Below are 13,072 nucleotides of genomic sequence, written 5' to 3' on the forward strand. Positions count from 1 at the left end.
ACCGCGCGTGAAACCCAGGGGCTGCTTTGCCGGGAACTCCTGCGGCGGATGGCAGTTGGCTGCCTGCGTCATTTTAACTCAGGGAGTTCCCGCGCATGAAGACGACCAAGCTCGCCCTCGCCATGATGTTGGCAACCGGCCTCGCCGCCGCACCGCTCGCCGCGCAGGCGAAGTCGCACAAGGCGAAACATGAATCCTCGACGTCGTCCTCGCAGACGACGGGCGCCAACACGAAATCCAAGAGCGCCGATCCCTCCGGTCAGGGCGGCTCCGGTCCCGGCTCCGACCAGGGCGGCAGCATGACGAACAACAAGGGCACGACCAACGCCAAGTAGGCTCGCCGCCGTTCATCGAAGGCCTCGCGATCGCGGGGCCTTCTTGCTTTGCTATTCGATGCAATCCTTCTCAGGCCGCATCATCGGCGCATGCTTTAGCTGCGCCGGAGGTCAGCGATGTTCAGGCCACCGCCCGCGGAGTTCGTCTTCACGAGATGATCGAGCTGCGCCCGCTTGCGTGCGATCAGAAGCTGGGCCGCAGCATCGTCGAGACCCTCGCGCTGCAATTGCCGGATCGCGGACCCCAGTTCGAGGATCTCGGCGCGCAGTCTCAAGATCCGGTACGTGTCCGGGTCTTCCTCCACGGCGCGCTCCCAAATGTCTCAGCGGCGCGCGATTACGCGCACGGGATCTGCGGCTTTCTTGAGGGAACGAAGACGTACACGATGGCGAACATCCGGCAGGACATCACCACCGCCAGCCGCCTTCCATTCGCCGATCAGCAGATTGATTTTCCGGCGCAGATCCATCTGCGCCAGGGCCTTTTCTGTGCAGTCGCGATCGCGTTCGACGAGGTCGCGCACGGACGCCTCGACATCGGCCATTTCCAACCTCAAGGCACTGATCTTACGTCGAATTTCATTAATTCTGTTGTCCATGGCTTGTTAGAACAAAATAAGAACATATAGTCAAGTCACGATTCAGAACGGAGCGGCCAGATGCAGGTTCAAGGTAAATACGACGCCAGGGCTTTCCTCGCGGAGCAGATGACGAGGGCGCAAGGCCTGAGGTTGAAGCGGCTCAGCGAGGAGGCCTATCAGCCCGCGCAATATGATCGGGATCTGTCCTTCACTGAAGCTGCGCGCCGCATCCAGGTGCTCGAGGCGGAGATCGAACTGGCAAATTCCTTCTAGCCAGGCTGCATCGCGCATTCCGGAACGTAGCGGGCGCGCTTTCGGAACCACGCAAGGCAAAGAAACGCCGCTACTCGCGCAGCTCCGGCAGCGACGTCGAAAGCGAAATGCGGCGCTACAAGAAGGGCACGGCAAAGAGCGGCCGCGGCGGACGTGTGAAGAGCCGCAAGCAGGCGATCGCAATCGGCCTGTCGAAGGCGCGCAAGAAAGGCAAGAAGGTCCCGGAGAAAGCCTCGAAGCGGAAGGCATCCAAGAAGAAGGCATCCAAGAAAAAGACGAGCAAGAAAACGTCCAGGCGCAAATCCGCCAAGCGGTAGTGGCAATCGGCGCTAGATCATGCTGCCCGGCATGAAGCAGCGGATCGAGATGCCAAACGCGGTCTTCACCGGCCACACCATGGTGCGGCCGGCGCGGTTCGGCTCGGTGATGACGGCTTCATCGGGCACATCGACCCACTGGCCATCGAGGCGTACGCGATAGTGCCCGTCATGCGACTCCCAATCGGGATCGGAGACGGCAAATCCGTCGGCGTCCGAGCAGCACGGGCCGAGATGGCTGCGCAGGCTGTCGAACCAGGGCTTGAGCGGCGAATCGGCGTAGCGGCCGTCATCACGCCCCAGGGCACTTCCAGCCGACAGCACGAACGGCGCCACGAGCAGCGCACACCTCAGCGAGAGCTTCAATCGATCCATGTCGGCACCGATCAAATACGAACCGCCGGTTCCACAAGACGGCCGGACGTCCGAAGTTCCACTCTTGCAACTTGCCTGGGCGCCTTCATTGCCGCCAAGGCCACACACGATTTCGAACTTTGACGAGCGAACGCGGCTTTTTCGGACGAACCCGTCACCAATGCTGCCGTTGACGAGAATGTTATCGGCGGCCTGTGGGTATCTCGGATGCAAACGAGAAAAGGCGGCCCGAAGGCCGCCTTTTTGGATTTGCGCTGGACGAGCTCGACTTACGCGAGTGGCACCGCGACAAACCGGGTCGCGTCCGCACTTCTGACCTGCAACAGCACGCTGGTCTTGCCGGACGATTTGGCCTGCGCCAGCTCGGAGCGGACGTCGTCGACATTGGCGACGGGCTTGCCGCCAACATTGAGGATGACGTCGCCGGTCTGGATGCCGCGCTGCGCCGCCGGCCCTCGCGGATCGACCTCGGTGACGACGACGCCCTTCTGGCCGGCGCCCTGCACGTCGCCGGCCGGCGCCAGGCTGAGCCCGAGGCGCGGCGAGCCGTTGTCCGGCTGCGCCTTGCCTTCGTCGGCCTTTCCTTGGGCCTGCCGCTCGTTCGGCAGTTCGCCGAGCGCGAGGGTCACCGTCTTGCTCGCGCCCTTGTGGAAGACGTCGAGCTTCACGGACGTGCCGGGCGCCAGCGTGGCGATGGTGCGGGCGAGATCGCGGGAGTCCTTGATCGCGGTGCCGTTGACGGCGGTGATGACGTCGCCCGCCTCGATGCCGGCCTTTGCCGCCGGGCTATTGTCCTGCGGATTGTCGACGATCGCGCCGCGCGCCTCCTTCAGGCCGAGGCTGTCGGCGATCTCCGACGTCACCGGCTGCACCTGCACGCCGAGCCAGCCGCGGGTGACCGCACCCTTGTCCTTCAACTGCGCGACGACGAGCTTTGCGGTCGTGGCCGGAATGTCGAAGCCGATGCCGACCGAGCCGCCCGACGGCGAGAAGATCGCGGTGTTCACGCCGATCACGTTGCCGTTCATGTCGAAGGCCGGGCCGCCGGAATTGCCCTTGTTGATCGGCGCGTCGATCTGGATGAAGTCGTCATAGGGCCCATTGCCGATGTCGCGGCCGCTGGCCGAGACGATGCCGGCGGTCACGGTGCCGCCGAGGCCGAAGGGATTGCCGACCGCGACAACCCAGTCGCCGATCCGCGGCTTCTGGTCGGAGAACTTGACGAAGGGAAAGTCCTTCTTGCCGTCGACCTTGATCAGCGCGAGGTCGGTTTTCGGATCGGTGCCGACCACCTTTGCGGTGTAGCTCGCCCCGTCATCCATGGTGACCTGCACGGACTCGGCGTGGTCGACGACGTGGTTGTTGGTTACGGCATAGCCGTCGGCTGAGATGAAGAAGCCGGAGCCTTCGCCCGTGACCATCTGGTGACGCTGGCGCGGCATGCCGTTCGTGCCACCCGGAAAGCGGAAGCCGAACTGACGCGAGAACTGGTCGAACGGCGCGTCCTCGTCGGAATCCATCCGGTTCTGTTGCAGCATCGCGCTCTTGTCGTTGTCCTGGTCGATCCTGACCCGCACCGAGATGACGGCAGGTTTGACCCTGGCGACGAGGTCGCCGAAGCCCGGCGGAGTCGCAGTGCTTTCCGCGGCCTGGGCCGGCGCGATGAAGGAGGTTACGCCGAGCGGTGAAGCGCCGGGAGAAGCCGCTAGCACGGCGACGCCAAGCGCGGCCACTGTGCCCAGCAGCGCAAGCCGGCGCGGCTTCAAGATCGTGCGGGACGTGGTGATGTCGGAATTGACGCGGTCATTCATGTCGAAATGTCCATGTTGGGTCAGGTGTCGCCTTGCACGCAACATGGCCGCTCGCACCTTACGGTGTCCCGTCCACGCGATTAAATCTTGGCAAAGAAGATGCGATCTGCGGCCGCTGGGGCGGCGCAGCACCCGCATCCTGCGCCCGCATCACGCGGCGGCTTGGCCGCGCGTCAGGCCGTGCGGACGCAACGGCGCGAATTGCTCGGCGGTCAGGCTTTCGTTCGCAATCAGGAGCTCGACGCCGGCCTCGAGGTCGGAGCGGCGCTCGGCGAGGATCTTGCGTGCCGTCGCATCGCCGGCCTCGACCAGATTGCGCACGGCAAGGTCGATCTCGCGTCCCGTGTCAGCCGCCGCGCTGACGCCCGCGTCCTGGGCCGCCTGAAGGAACATCGACGGCTTTGGTGCATAGGTCCGCTGACCAACCGTCGCGTCCATGCCGTATTTCGTCACCATCTCGACCGCGATCTCGGTGGCGCGCTGGAGATCGTCGGCAGCGCCGGTCGATACGTCGCCGTCAAATATCAGTCGTTCCGCGGCGCGCCCGCCCATCAGCACGGCAATGCGGCTCTTCAGTTCAGCGACCGTCAGCAGGAAGCGGTCCTCGGTCGGACGCTGCATGGTGTAGCCGAGGGCGCCGATGCCGCGCGGGATGATCGAGACCTTCTGCACGGGATCGACCCCGGACAGATTGGCGGCAACCAGCGCGTGGCCCATCTCGTGATAGGCGACCCGCTTGCGCTCCTCCGTGCTCAGCACCCGGCTCTTCTTCTCGACGCCGGCCACAATCCGCTCGATCGCGGCGGTGAAATCCTCGAACGAAACCTCCTCCGCGTTGCGACGGGTCGCGGCAATCGCGGCCTCGTTGATCAGGTTGGCTATATCGGCGCCGGTGAAGCCGGCCGTGAGGCCCGCCACCTTGTCGATGTCCACGTCCTTCGCCACGCGGATCTTCTTCACGTGAACGTTGAGGATTGCCACGCGGCCGCCCTTGTCGGGACGATCGACCAGCACCTGGCGATCGAACCGGCCGGCACGCAGCAGCGCAGGATCGAGCACCTCGGGGCGGTTGGTCGCAGCAAGCAGGATGACACCAGTCGAGGGATCAAATCCGTCGAGCTCGGCGAGAAGCTGGTTCAGCGTCTGCTCCTTCTCGTCATAGCCGCCGAAGGCGCTCGGCGCACGGCTGCGCCCGAGCGCATCCAGTTCGTCGATGAAGATGATGCAGGGTGCGGCCTTTCGCGCCTGCTCGAACAGGTCGCGCACCCGTGCCGCCCCGACGCCGACAAACATCTCGACGAACTCGGAGCCTGAAATTGAAAAGAAGGGGACGCCGGCCTCCCCCGCCACCGCGCGCGCCAGCAAGGTCTTGCCGGTGCCGGGCGGGCCGACCAGCAGGATGCCCTTCGGCACGTGGGCGCCCAATCGACCGTAGCTCTTGGGATCCTTCAGGAAAGAGACAACCTCCTGCAACTCGAACTTTGCCTCCTCGACGCCGGCAACATCGGCGAAGGTCACCTTGGTGTCGGTCTCGACAAAGATCTTGGCGCGCGACTTGCCGATCGACATCAATCCGCCAAAACCCTGCCGCTCGGCCAGGCGCCGGCCGAGAAACATCCAGACCAGATAGAACATCAGCGCCGGAATGATCCAGGACAGGATGATCTGGAACAAGCCGCCTGACGGCACGCCGGTGACCGTGATCCCTTTGTCCTGCAGCTTCTCCGCCAGCGCCAGATCCACGCGTGCGGTGACGAAGGCGGTCTTGCCGCCGGCAAGCTTCTCGCTCTCCCTGAGCTTGCCCTGGATCACGTCCTGCCCGACCGACACCTCCGCGACCTTGCCCTGCGCGATGAGCTGCTCGAACTGGCTGTAGGGAATGCTCTCGACGGAGTTGTAGGCGGCAAATGCCCATTGCAACAGCACGAGCAGGATACCGGCTGCGAAGATGTAGCCGATCGCGATGGACTGCTGCCGCGAATCCTTTTCCATTGTTCTCTCCGCCAAACCCGCAAGAAATGAGACTGCCTCGCCCATTATCTTTAGGCGACGGGAGGCTGGCCGTTTTGCGGAGAATCAAGACACCGGCTTGACGCAGCTCAACATGGGCGTCCGGAACGATGGAAGATTGGCGGGCAAGATATGGTCATCCAGGAGATGTCCCCATGATCAAAGACATTCTCGTCCACATTCCGACCGAGCGGCCGATGCGCGCGGCGATCGACGGCTCCATTTCGCTGGCGGCTGGCCTCAACGCCCATCTCGATGCGGTGTCCGTCGGGTATGTCGCAACCAGCGCGGCGTATGTGATGGAAGGTGGGGCCGCAGTCGCGGCCGTATTCGAAATGGAGCGCGAGCGCGCGTTGGAGCGGGCCGAGACGGCGCTCACCGTGTTCGCGACCGAGGCGAAGAACGCCGGCGTTTCCCATGGCTGCCATCCGATGGGCGCGATCCCGGCGGACGCCGCAGGCGCGATCGGTGCGATGGCGCGGCTCTACGACCTCTGCATCGTGCTTCAGCCGGATCCGGAGCAAGGCTCGTTCGACAACGACGTGCCCCGCGAGATCCTATTCCAGGCGGGCGGCCCGGTGCTGTTCCTGCCGTACACTTTCCGAGGAGCCTTCAAGGCAAGGCGGATCGGCATCTGCTGGGACGGCAGCCGGCTCGCCGCCCGTGCGTTGCGCGACGCGGCACCGTTCCTGGCGCGCGCCGAAGAGATCGTGATCATCACGATCAACGAAGCCGATGCGGTGCCCGGCGAAGCGTCGGCAGGCAATCTGGCAACACATCTCGGCCGGCGCGGGCTCTCGACCCGCACGGTCGGCCTGTCAGCCACCCGCTCCGAGATTCAGCCGACCATCCTGTCGCTGGCGGCGGACGAGAGCCTCGATCTCCTCGTGATGGGCGGCTACGGCCATTCGCGATTGCAGGAGCGCGTTCTCGGCGGCGTCACCCGCGCCATGCTGGAAGCCATGACGGTCCCGACGCTGATGTCGCATTAGCGAAGCCGGCCCGACGCTCTCACGCCGCGACGGGGGCCTCCCATGTCGCGGTTGCGGTGGTGTCCTCGTCGCGTTGGGCGTTGCACGCGTCGAAATGCGCCTTCAGCGCGAGTTCGGCAAGATATTCGAAATGTTCGGCCTGGCCGAGAAGTTCCCAGTTCTGGAGCGGCCGGTAGGCCGCCTGCTGGCGACAGAGGGACGCCAGCGCCCGGTAGCGACGTACGTTCTCCATGAGAATCTCCCTCTCAGTCACATCCGGCTTATTTCTCCGGTTTGCGTCAGGGTCATTGCACTTGTGCGAAACATTTTCTGCGCAAAGCCGATCGGTCTCGGGAACGTTAACGTATGCTGCAACGCGGCCACTTTGCTTTGGCGCAAACTTTACAAATGTTTGGCGATTGTTCTCGGCGGCGTACAGCTCAATGCCGACCGAGCCACAAAGTTGCGGCATGTGTGAGGCAAAGCACAGCCGGCCCCCTGTGCCGCGCGTATAAATTTCTGCGTATGGCCGCAAACAAGGTAACGGCGGTACACCAGGGCCACGCTATCAGCGCTGCCTGCGACTTTGGAGCCGTGCGGGCATGGAACCGGCGGCTCATTTCGTTTCTGGCGGCGACGGCTAGGCGTAGAGGCGGCGCTCCACCGTCACGCCGACCAGGTCGAGATAGCGCTCGATCAGGTCGGGACGGCCGACGAGATAGCCCTGCATCTCCTCGCAGGCCTCGTGCGCCAGGAAGGCACGCTGCGCTTCGGTTTCCACCCCTTCAGCGACGACCGGGATATTCAGCGCGTGCGCAAGACTCAGCACCGCGCGGACGATCTCGGCCGATTGCGGCGTCGCCTCGAGATTTGAGATGAAGCTGCGATCGATCTTGATCTTGTCGAACGGAAACGACTGGAGGTAGGACAGCGAGGAGTAGCCGGTGCCGAAATCGTCCATCGCAATGCGGATGCCGAGCGCCTTCAACCGCCGCAGCAGATTGAGCGCGCGGGTAAAATCGCCGATCAGCACGCCCTCGGTGATCTCGACCTCGAGCCGCGTCGGCGTAAGCCCCGTCTCCAGCAGAATCTGGTGGATCGAGCGTTCGAGGTCGCCGGCCTGGAACTGGATCGGCGACAAATTGACCGCGACCTGCAACGGCCGCGGCCAGGATGCCGCCTCGCGGCATGCCTCGCGCAAGACCCATTCGCCGATCTGGATGATCAGCCCATTCTCCTCGGCGAGTGGAATGAACTGGTCCGGCGGCACGAAGCCCCGCGTCGGGTGATTCCAGCGCAGCAGCGCCTCGAAGCCGATGATCTCGCCGTCCATCCGCGCCTGCGGCTGGAAGTAGACGAGGAACTGATTCTGCTCCAGCGCCTGCCGCAGATCGTGCTGCAACAGCCTGCGATCGCGCAGCTCCTGGTCCGTCTCGGATTCGAAGAAGCAGACCCGGGCCCTGCCCTCGCGCTTGGCGCGATAGAGCGCGGAATCGGCGTTGGCGAGCAGCGTCGCGGGATCCACGCCGTCATCGGGGTAGACCGCGATGCCGACGCTGACGCCCACTTGGGAGAGATAGTCGTCGATCTCGAGCTCCTTGCCGATCACCTCGACCAGGCGCTCGGCGAGCGTCAGCACGTCCTCGCGGCGGGCGTTGTCGGGCATCAGGATCATGAACTCGTCGCCGCCGATGCGGGCGACGAAGGCGCCGTCGGCTTCGGCGGCAAGACGATCCGCCGCCGCCCGCATCAGCACGTCGCCGACGGGGTGACCGAACACGTCGTTGACCTCCTTGAAGCGGTCGAGATCGAGGCTGAGCAACGCAAAACTGGTCGACGCCTCCTGCGCGCGCTCCAGCCGTTCGTCCAGTTCCGCGTTGAAGGCGCTGCGGTTCGGCAGGTCGGTCAAGGCATCATGATGAGCAAGATGACTGATGCGCTCATGGTTCGTGACGCGCTCGGTGACGTCCTCGATCACGCCGACCAGATATTGCGGGTCGCCGGCGCCGTCCGAGATCAGCATCTTGCGCGAATTGACGACGCGGTCGTGGCCCTTGACGCCGACTTCGAGCAGGTGCTCCTCGAGGAACATCGGCATTCCACTGGCGACGACCCTGCGGTCCTGCTTGTTGACCACGCGGGCAACGTCCGCCGGAAAAATCTCCTCGGGCGTCCTGCCCAGCATCTGTTCGCGGGGCAGGCCGTAATAGTCCTCGCCGGCGCGGTTGAGCAGAATGTAGCGGGAATCCTTCGCGCACTTTGCGAACACGGCAATCGGGATATTCTCGACGATCGTATCGAGGAACTCGCGGGTCCGGAGCAAATCCTCTTCGACCTGATCGTGCGTCTGGGCACGCGCGTCGGCCGTCCGCTGGCGATCGCGGTCGCTTGCCTCGTAGGCCGCGCTGACGAGTTCGCCCAACTTGGCGAGATCGACCTGTCCGGTCGCTTCGGTGGCACAGCGAAGCTGCTCAGCGAACAAGCGATGCATGCTCATGCCACCCCAACTGGCCGAATGCAGGCCTCATGCCCGCAGATATCCTCGATCCGCATCCCCGCGCTCTCTCGCGTTCCTGAACCGCAGATTGAGACACTTAGCATTGCGCGGGCGTTAATCGAACGTTCGCCTCGGACGCGGTGGTTACCCCCGCCTGAAGGAATCCGATCGCCTTGTGCGGCAAGTTCCGTGGAACCCCGGAGGAAAGTGGCACGCGTTGGCACAACCGACACCCGGGTGCAGGGCTCCCGTAGTCTACCGGAGGCGCGCGCTTTCGCCGACACGCAGCGGCTGCGCGGAATTATCCTGCGATTTTGGAACCCGGCCCGCTTCCGCGGCGACGCGAATGGCCGCGATATTGCCGGCATAGTCGGCGCTGCTCTTGCCGCGGAACACAGCGGAACCCGCCACGAGCGCATCGGCACCCGCGGCGGCCACGGCAGCAGCGTTGTCGCGCGTGATGCCGCCATCGACCTCGAGCCGGATCGGCCGGTCGCCGATCATGGTTCGAATGCGCCTGATCTTGTCGAGCTGGGATTCGAGGAAGGACTGGCCGCCAAAGCCCGGATTGACCGTCATCACCAGCACCAGATCGATGCGATCCAGCAAATATTCGAGCGCGCCTTCCGATGTCGCCGGGCACAGGCTGACGCCGGCCTTCTTCCCGAGCGCGCGGATCGCCTGCAGCGTGCGGTCGAGATGCGGTCCCGCTTCGGCATGAACGGTGATGACGTCCGCCCCGGCCTTCGCGAACGCCTCGAGATAAGGGTCGACCGGCGCGATCATGAGATGCACGTCGAAGATCTTCTTCGTCACCGGCCGGATCGCCTTGATGACATCGGCGCCGAAGCTGATGTTCGGGACGAAATGTCCGTCCATGACGTCGCAATGGATCCAGTCGGCGCCGGCGGCGTCAATGGCTGCGATCTCCTCCCCGAGACGGGCGAAGTCTGCGGCCAGGATCGAGGGCGCGATGAGGATCTCGCCGGTCATGGCTTTGCACTCCGCACGTCGGCCCCGCCGCTGAAGACGCGGCTTGCCAGCACGTCCACGGGATCGATGGTTTCGAGGTCGGAAATTTCGAGCATCCGGTCGAGATCGGACACGAGGCGATCGGCCTGCCGCAAGCGGATGCGGTCGACGGCATTGCGGATCGAGCGCGCGTTGGAGAAGAACGGCTGGGTCCGGCGCAGCGCGATGTACTTCTCGAACGCCTCGTGCGCGGCCGCCGAGAAGCGATAGCCGCGCTCCTTCAGCATCAGCTCGGCAATGACGAGCAGCTCGGCTTCCGCATAGTCCGGAAAGTCGATGTGGTGGGCGATGCGCGAACGGAAGCCGGGATTGGAGGCGAAGAAGCTGGTCATTCGCTCGCCGTAGCCGGCAAGGATCACGACGAGATCCTCGCGCTGGTTCTCCATCACCTGAAGCAGGATCTCGATCGCCTCCTGGCCGTAGTCGCGCTCATTGTCCGGCCGGTGCAGATAATAGGCCTCGTCGATGAACAGCACGCCGCCCATCGCCTTCTTCAAGATCTCCTTCGTCTTCGGCGCGGTGTGGCCGATATACTGGCCGACGAGGTCGTCACGCGTCACGGAGATCACCTGGCCGCGCCGCACGAAACCGAGCCCGTGCAGGATCTTCGCCATGCGCAGCGCCACGGTGGTCTTGCCGGTGCCGGGATTGCCCGTGAACGACATGTGCAGCGTCGGCGGCGCGGAGGCGAGGCCCGCACGCTGCCGGATGCGCTCGATCAGCAGGAGCGAGGCGATCTGGCGTACGCGGTTCTTGACCGGCCGGAGGCCAACCAGCTCCTGCTCGAGCTGCTGCAGCGTATCCGTGATCCCGGCCGCTTCGGCTTCCTTGCGGAGATCGAAATTGGTCTCGCCGCCTTCGGCGGTCGTCGCATGGGGCACGTCAAGCATCGGCACCTCGAAGAAAAGAGCTTCGCCGCGGGGGAAGCGGCGAAGCAGTGGTCCGCCAAGGATACGGAGCAGGGAGAGCTCCGCGCGGAGAGGAACGGCTATTGCGAGGCGTGGGCAGCCGCCTTGCGCACCGTGCTGTATCGGATTGCGCGCCCGCCAACCTCCTGTCGCACCAGCTCGAATTCCGCTTCCTGCGGCGGCCGGTTGACCAGGAAGGAGATTCGCACCGATTCCCAGCCATGGCTGGAATCGAAGCCGCTGATACGGATGTACCGGTCGCCGTACACCCTGCGGCATTCGGCGAGCTCCATCATCACGCCGGCGGCGTCCTGGAGATCGAACATCGGCAGGCCCCACATCTCCCAATAGGTGTTGCGGGGATGCGGATCGTCGGTGAACTCGATGTTCACCGCCCACCCCTTCGCAAGGCAATACTGCACCTGCTTGGTAATCTGGTCGTCGGTGAGATCGGGCAGGAACGAGAAGCAGCCCTGGGTGAGTTTCATGTTGCGTCTCCTCAAACGGTTTCGAGCGCGGTCGGCACGAAGTCCGGCGTGTCGGTGGATTGATAGTTGAAGGTGACGTCCTTCCAGACTTCGAGCGCCGCCTTCAGCGGCGTGCAGGTCTCGGCCGCCCTGGCCAGGATCTCCGGCCCTTCATGGACGTAGTCGCGGCCCTCGTTGCGGGCGAGGATCATCGCCTCCAGCGCCACGCGGTTGGCGATCGCGCCCGCCGCAATGCCCATGGGATGGCCGATGGTGCCGCCGCCGAATTGCAACACGACGTCCTCGCCGAGCAGGTCGAGCAGCTGGTGCATCTGGCCGGCGTGGATGCCGCCGGAGGCTACCGGCATCATTTTGTTGAGGCTCGCCCAGGACTGGTCGAAGAACAAGCCATGCTCGAGCTTGGTCGGGTTGAAATCCTCGCGGCAGACATCGTAATAGCCGCGCGTGGTGTTGGGATCGCCTTCGAGCTTGCCGACCACCGTGCCGGCATGGATGTGATCGACGCCGGCAAGCCGCATCCATTTGGCGATGACACGGAACGACACGCCGTGGCTCTTCTGCCGCGTATAGGTCGAGTGACCGGCGCGATGCAGATGCAGGATCATGTCGTTGCAGCGGGCCCATTTCGCCATCGACTGGATCGCGGTGTAGCCGATCACGAGGTCGATCATGACGATGCAGGATCCGAGCTCTTTCGCGAACTCCGCGCGCTCGTACATGTCCTCCATCGTTCCCGCGGTGATGTTCAGGTACGTGCCCTTCGCCTCGCCGGAAGCGGCCTGCGCACGGTTCACCGCCTCCATGCAATAGAGGAAGCGATCGCGCCAATGCATGAAGGGCTGCGAGTTGATGTTCTCGTCGTCCTTGGTGAAGTCGAGCCCGCCCTTCAGCGCTTCGTAGACCACGCGGCCGTAATTGCGCCCCGAAAGCCCGAGCTTCGGCTTCACGGTTGCGCCCAGCAGCGGCCGGCCGAACTTGTCGAGCCGCTCGCGCTCGACCACGATGCCGGTCGCCGGCCCCTGGAACGTCTTCACATAGGCGACGGGGAAACGCATGTCCTCGAGCCGCAGCGCCTTCAGCGGCTTGAAGCCGAACACGTTGCCGATGATCGAGGCCGAGAGGTTGGCGATCGAGCCCGGCTCGAACAGGTCGAGATCGTAGGCGATGTAGGCGAAATACGAGCCCGGCGTGCCCGGCACCGGATCGACGCGATAGCATTTCGCGCGATATTTTTCGGCGGCCGTCAGCCGGTCAGTCCACACCACCGTCCAGGTCGCGGTCGAGGACTCGCCGGCAACCGCCGCGGACGCCTCGATCGGATCGACGCCTTCCTGCGGCGTGACGCGGAACAGCGCGATGACGTCGGTGTCCTTTGGCGTGTAATCGGGCTCCCAATAGCCCATGCGCTTGTATTCCATGACGCCCGAGCGATAACGCTCCTTGCCGCGAACCGTGCCGGTATGTGCGTTCATGA

Annotated in this window: 15 protein-coding genes; 4 read left to right on the top strand and 11 right to left on the bottom strand. The window is 64.4% G+C overall.

What is annotated here, in order from left to right; translation table 11 throughout:
- Positions 1 to 95 precede the first annotated feature (95 nt).
- Entirely contained in the window at positions 96 to 335 is a 240-nt protein-coding gene (locus BM118_RS22105) for a hypothetical protein (protein WP_092187619.1), read from the top strand.
- A 95-nt stretch (positions 336 to 430) separates the two neighbouring features.
- Here the strand turns inward: BM118_RS22105 and BM118_RS41575 are convergent, their stop codons facing one another.
- Together BM118_RS41575 and BM118_RS41580 are read right to left on the bottom strand one after the other, a co-directional pair.
- Positions 431 to 640, bottom strand: coding sequence for a hypothetical protein (locus BM118_RS41575; RefSeq protein ID WP_177234565.1), 210 nt, complete (start codon positions 638 to 640; stop codon positions 431 to 433).
- A gap of 18 nt (positions 641 to 658) precedes the next feature.
- The gene (locus tag BM118_RS41580; protein ID WP_177234566.1) at positions 659 to 880 is read right to left on the bottom strand and encodes a hypothetical protein; all 222 of its coding nucleotides are present in this window, start codon (positions 878 to 880) and stop codon (positions 659 to 661) included.
- A 114-nt stretch (positions 881 to 994) separates the two neighbouring features.
- Between BM118_RS41580 and BM118_RS22115 the strand changes: the two genes are divergently transcribed.
- Together BM118_RS22115 and BM118_RS22120 are read left to right on the top strand one after the other, a co-directional pair.
- Positions 995 to 1,189: a DUF3072 domain-containing protein gene (locus tag BM118_RS22115; RefSeq protein WP_092187621.1), complete on the top strand. Its 195-nt coding sequence runs from the start codon at positions 995 to 997 to the stop codon at positions 1,187 to 1,189.
- 5 nt (positions 1,190 to 1,194) lie between these two features.
- Entirely contained in the window at positions 1,195 to 1,506 is a 312-nt protein-coding gene (locus BM118_RS22120) for a DUF6496 domain-containing protein (protein WP_092187622.1), read from the top strand.
- A 12-nt stretch (positions 1,507 to 1,518) separates the two neighbouring features.
- Here the strand turns inward: BM118_RS22120 and BM118_RS22125 are convergent, their stop codons facing one another.
- The 3 genes from BM118_RS22125 to ftsH form a co-directional block, all read right to left on the bottom strand.
- A complete protein-coding gene (locus BM118_RS22125) occupies positions 1,519 to 1,881 on the bottom strand; it encodes a hypothetical protein (RefSeq protein WP_092187968.1) in 363 nt (120 codons plus the stop codon).
- Between the two features lie 269 nt (positions 1,882 to 2,150).
- Entirely contained in the window at positions 2,151 to 3,692 is a 1,542-nt protein-coding gene (locus BM118_RS22130; RefSeq protein ID WP_177234567.1) for a Do family serine endopeptidase, read from the bottom strand.
- 150 nt (positions 3,693 to 3,842) lie between these two features.
- Positions 3,843 to 5,684: an ATP-dependent zinc metalloprotease FtsH gene (ftsH, locus tag BM118_RS22135; RefSeq protein ID WP_092187624.1), complete on the bottom strand. Its 1,842-nt coding sequence runs from the start codon at positions 5,682 to 5,684 to the stop codon at positions 3,843 to 3,845.
- A 173-nt stretch (positions 5,685 to 5,857) separates the two neighbouring features.
- Here ftsH and BM118_RS22140 point away from each other — a divergent pair, with 173 nt between their 5' ends.
- Positions 5,858 to 6,694 carry a universal stress protein gene (locus BM118_RS22140; protein ID WP_092187625.1) on the top strand — a complete coding sequence of 279 codons (837 nt, stop codon included), beginning with the start codon at positions 5,858 to 5,860 and terminating at the stop codon, positions 6,692 to 6,694.
- Between the two features lie 19 nt (positions 6,695 to 6,713).
- Here BM118_RS22140 and BM118_RS22145 read toward each other — a convergent pair whose 3' ends face one another.
- From BM118_RS22145 to BM118_RS22170, 6 genes are all read right to left on the bottom strand, one after another.
- Positions 6,714 to 6,926, bottom strand: a complete 213-nt coding sequence (locus BM118_RS22145) for a hypothetical protein (RefSeq protein WP_092187626.1) — start codon at positions 6,924 to 6,926, stop codon at positions 6,714 to 6,716.
- Between the two features lie 387 nt (positions 6,927 to 7,313).
- On the bottom strand, positions 7,314 to 9,164 hold the full coding sequence (locus tag BM118_RS22150; RefSeq protein WP_244550199.1) for a putative bifunctional diguanylate cyclase/phosphodiesterase: 1,851 nt from the start codon (positions 9,162 to 9,164) through the stop codon (positions 7,314 to 7,316).
- Between the two features lie 261 nt (positions 9,165 to 9,425).
- A complete protein-coding gene (gene rpe, locus BM118_RS22155; protein ID WP_092187628.1) occupies positions 9,426 to 10,163 on the bottom strand; it encodes a ribulose-phosphate 3-epimerase in 738 nt (245 codons plus the stop codon).
- A complete protein-coding gene (cbbX, locus tag BM118_RS22160; RefSeq protein ID WP_177234568.1) occupies positions 10,160 to 11,092 on the bottom strand; it encodes a CbbX protein in 933 nt (310 codons plus the stop codon). Before cbbX ends, rpe begins: the two co-directional genes overlap by 4 nt.
- Before the next feature lie 98 nt (positions 11,093 to 11,190).
- Positions 11,191 to 11,598, bottom strand: a complete 408-nt coding sequence (locus tag BM118_RS22165; protein WP_092187630.1) for a ribulose bisphosphate carboxylase small subunit — start codon at positions 11,596 to 11,598, stop codon at positions 11,191 to 11,193.
- Positions 11,599 to 11,609: 11 nt separating this feature from the next.
- Positions 11,610 to 13,070 carry a form I ribulose bisphosphate carboxylase large subunit gene (locus BM118_RS22170; RefSeq protein WP_092187631.1) on the bottom strand — a complete coding sequence of 487 codons (1,461 nt, stop codon included), beginning with the start codon at positions 13,068 to 13,070 and terminating at the stop codon, positions 11,610 to 11,612.
- Between the last annotated feature and the right edge of the window lie 2 nt (positions 13,071 to 13,072).

The sequence above is a fragment of the Bradyrhizobium sp. cf659 genome (genome assembly GCF_900113725.1).
GTDB lineage: Bacteria > Pseudomonadota > Alphaproteobacteria > Rhizobiales > Xanthobacteraceae > Bradyrhizobium.

What these genes read in the sequence shown, in the direction of transcription:
- BM118_RS22105 (WP_092187619.1), top strand. Translation starts at nt 96, where the DNA reads ATGAAGACGACCAAGCTCGCCCTCGCCATGATGTTGGCAACCGGCCTC.
- BM118_RS41580 (WP_177234566.1), bottom strand. Translation starts at nt 880, where the DNA reads ATGGCCGATGTCGAGGCGTCCGTGCGCGACCTCGTCGAACGCGATCGC.
- BM118_RS22115 (WP_092187621.1), top strand. Translation starts at nt 995, where the DNA reads ATGCAGGTTCAAGGTAAATACGACGCCAGGGCTTTCCTCGCGGAGCAG.
- BM118_RS22125 (WP_092187968.1), bottom strand. Translation starts at nt 1,881, where the DNA reads ATGGATCGATTGAAGCTCTCGCTGAGGTGTGCGCTGCTCGTGGCGCCG.
- BM118_RS22130 (WP_177234567.1), bottom strand. Translation starts at nt 3,692, where the DNA reads ATGAATGACCGCGTCAATTCCGACATCACCACGTCCCGCACGATCTTG.
- ftsH (WP_092187624.1), bottom strand. Translation starts at nt 5,684, where the DNA reads ATGGAAAAGGATTCGCGGCAGCAGTCCATCGCGATCGGCTACATCTTC.
- BM118_RS22140 (WP_092187625.1), top strand. Translation starts at nt 5,858, where the DNA reads ATGATCAAAGACATTCTCGTCCACATTCCGACCGAGCGGCCGATGCGC.
- BM118_RS22145 (WP_092187626.1), bottom strand. Translation starts at nt 6,926, where the DNA reads ATGGAGAACGTACGTCGCTACCGGGCGCTGGCGTCCCTCTGTCGCCAG.
- BM118_RS22150 (WP_244550199.1), bottom strand. Translation starts at nt 9,164, where the DNA reads ATGCATCGCTTGTTCGCTGAGCAGCTTCGCTGTGCCACCGAAGCGACC.
- rpe (WP_092187628.1), bottom strand. Translation starts at nt 10,163, where the DNA reads ATGACCGGCGAGATCCTCATCGCGCCCTCGATCCTGGCCGCAGACTTC.
- cbbX (WP_177234568.1), bottom strand. Translation starts at nt 11,092, where the DNA reads ATGCTTGACGTGCCCCATGCGACGACCGCCGAAGGCGGCGAGACCAAT.
- BM118_RS22165 (WP_092187630.1), bottom strand. Translation starts at nt 11,598, where the DNA reads ATGAAACTCACCCAGGGCTGCTTCTCGTTCCTGCCCGATCTCACCGAC.
- BM118_RS22170 (WP_092187631.1), bottom strand. Translation starts at nt 13,070, where the DNA reads ATGAACGCACATACCGGCACGGTTCGCGGCAAGGAGCGTTATCGCTCG.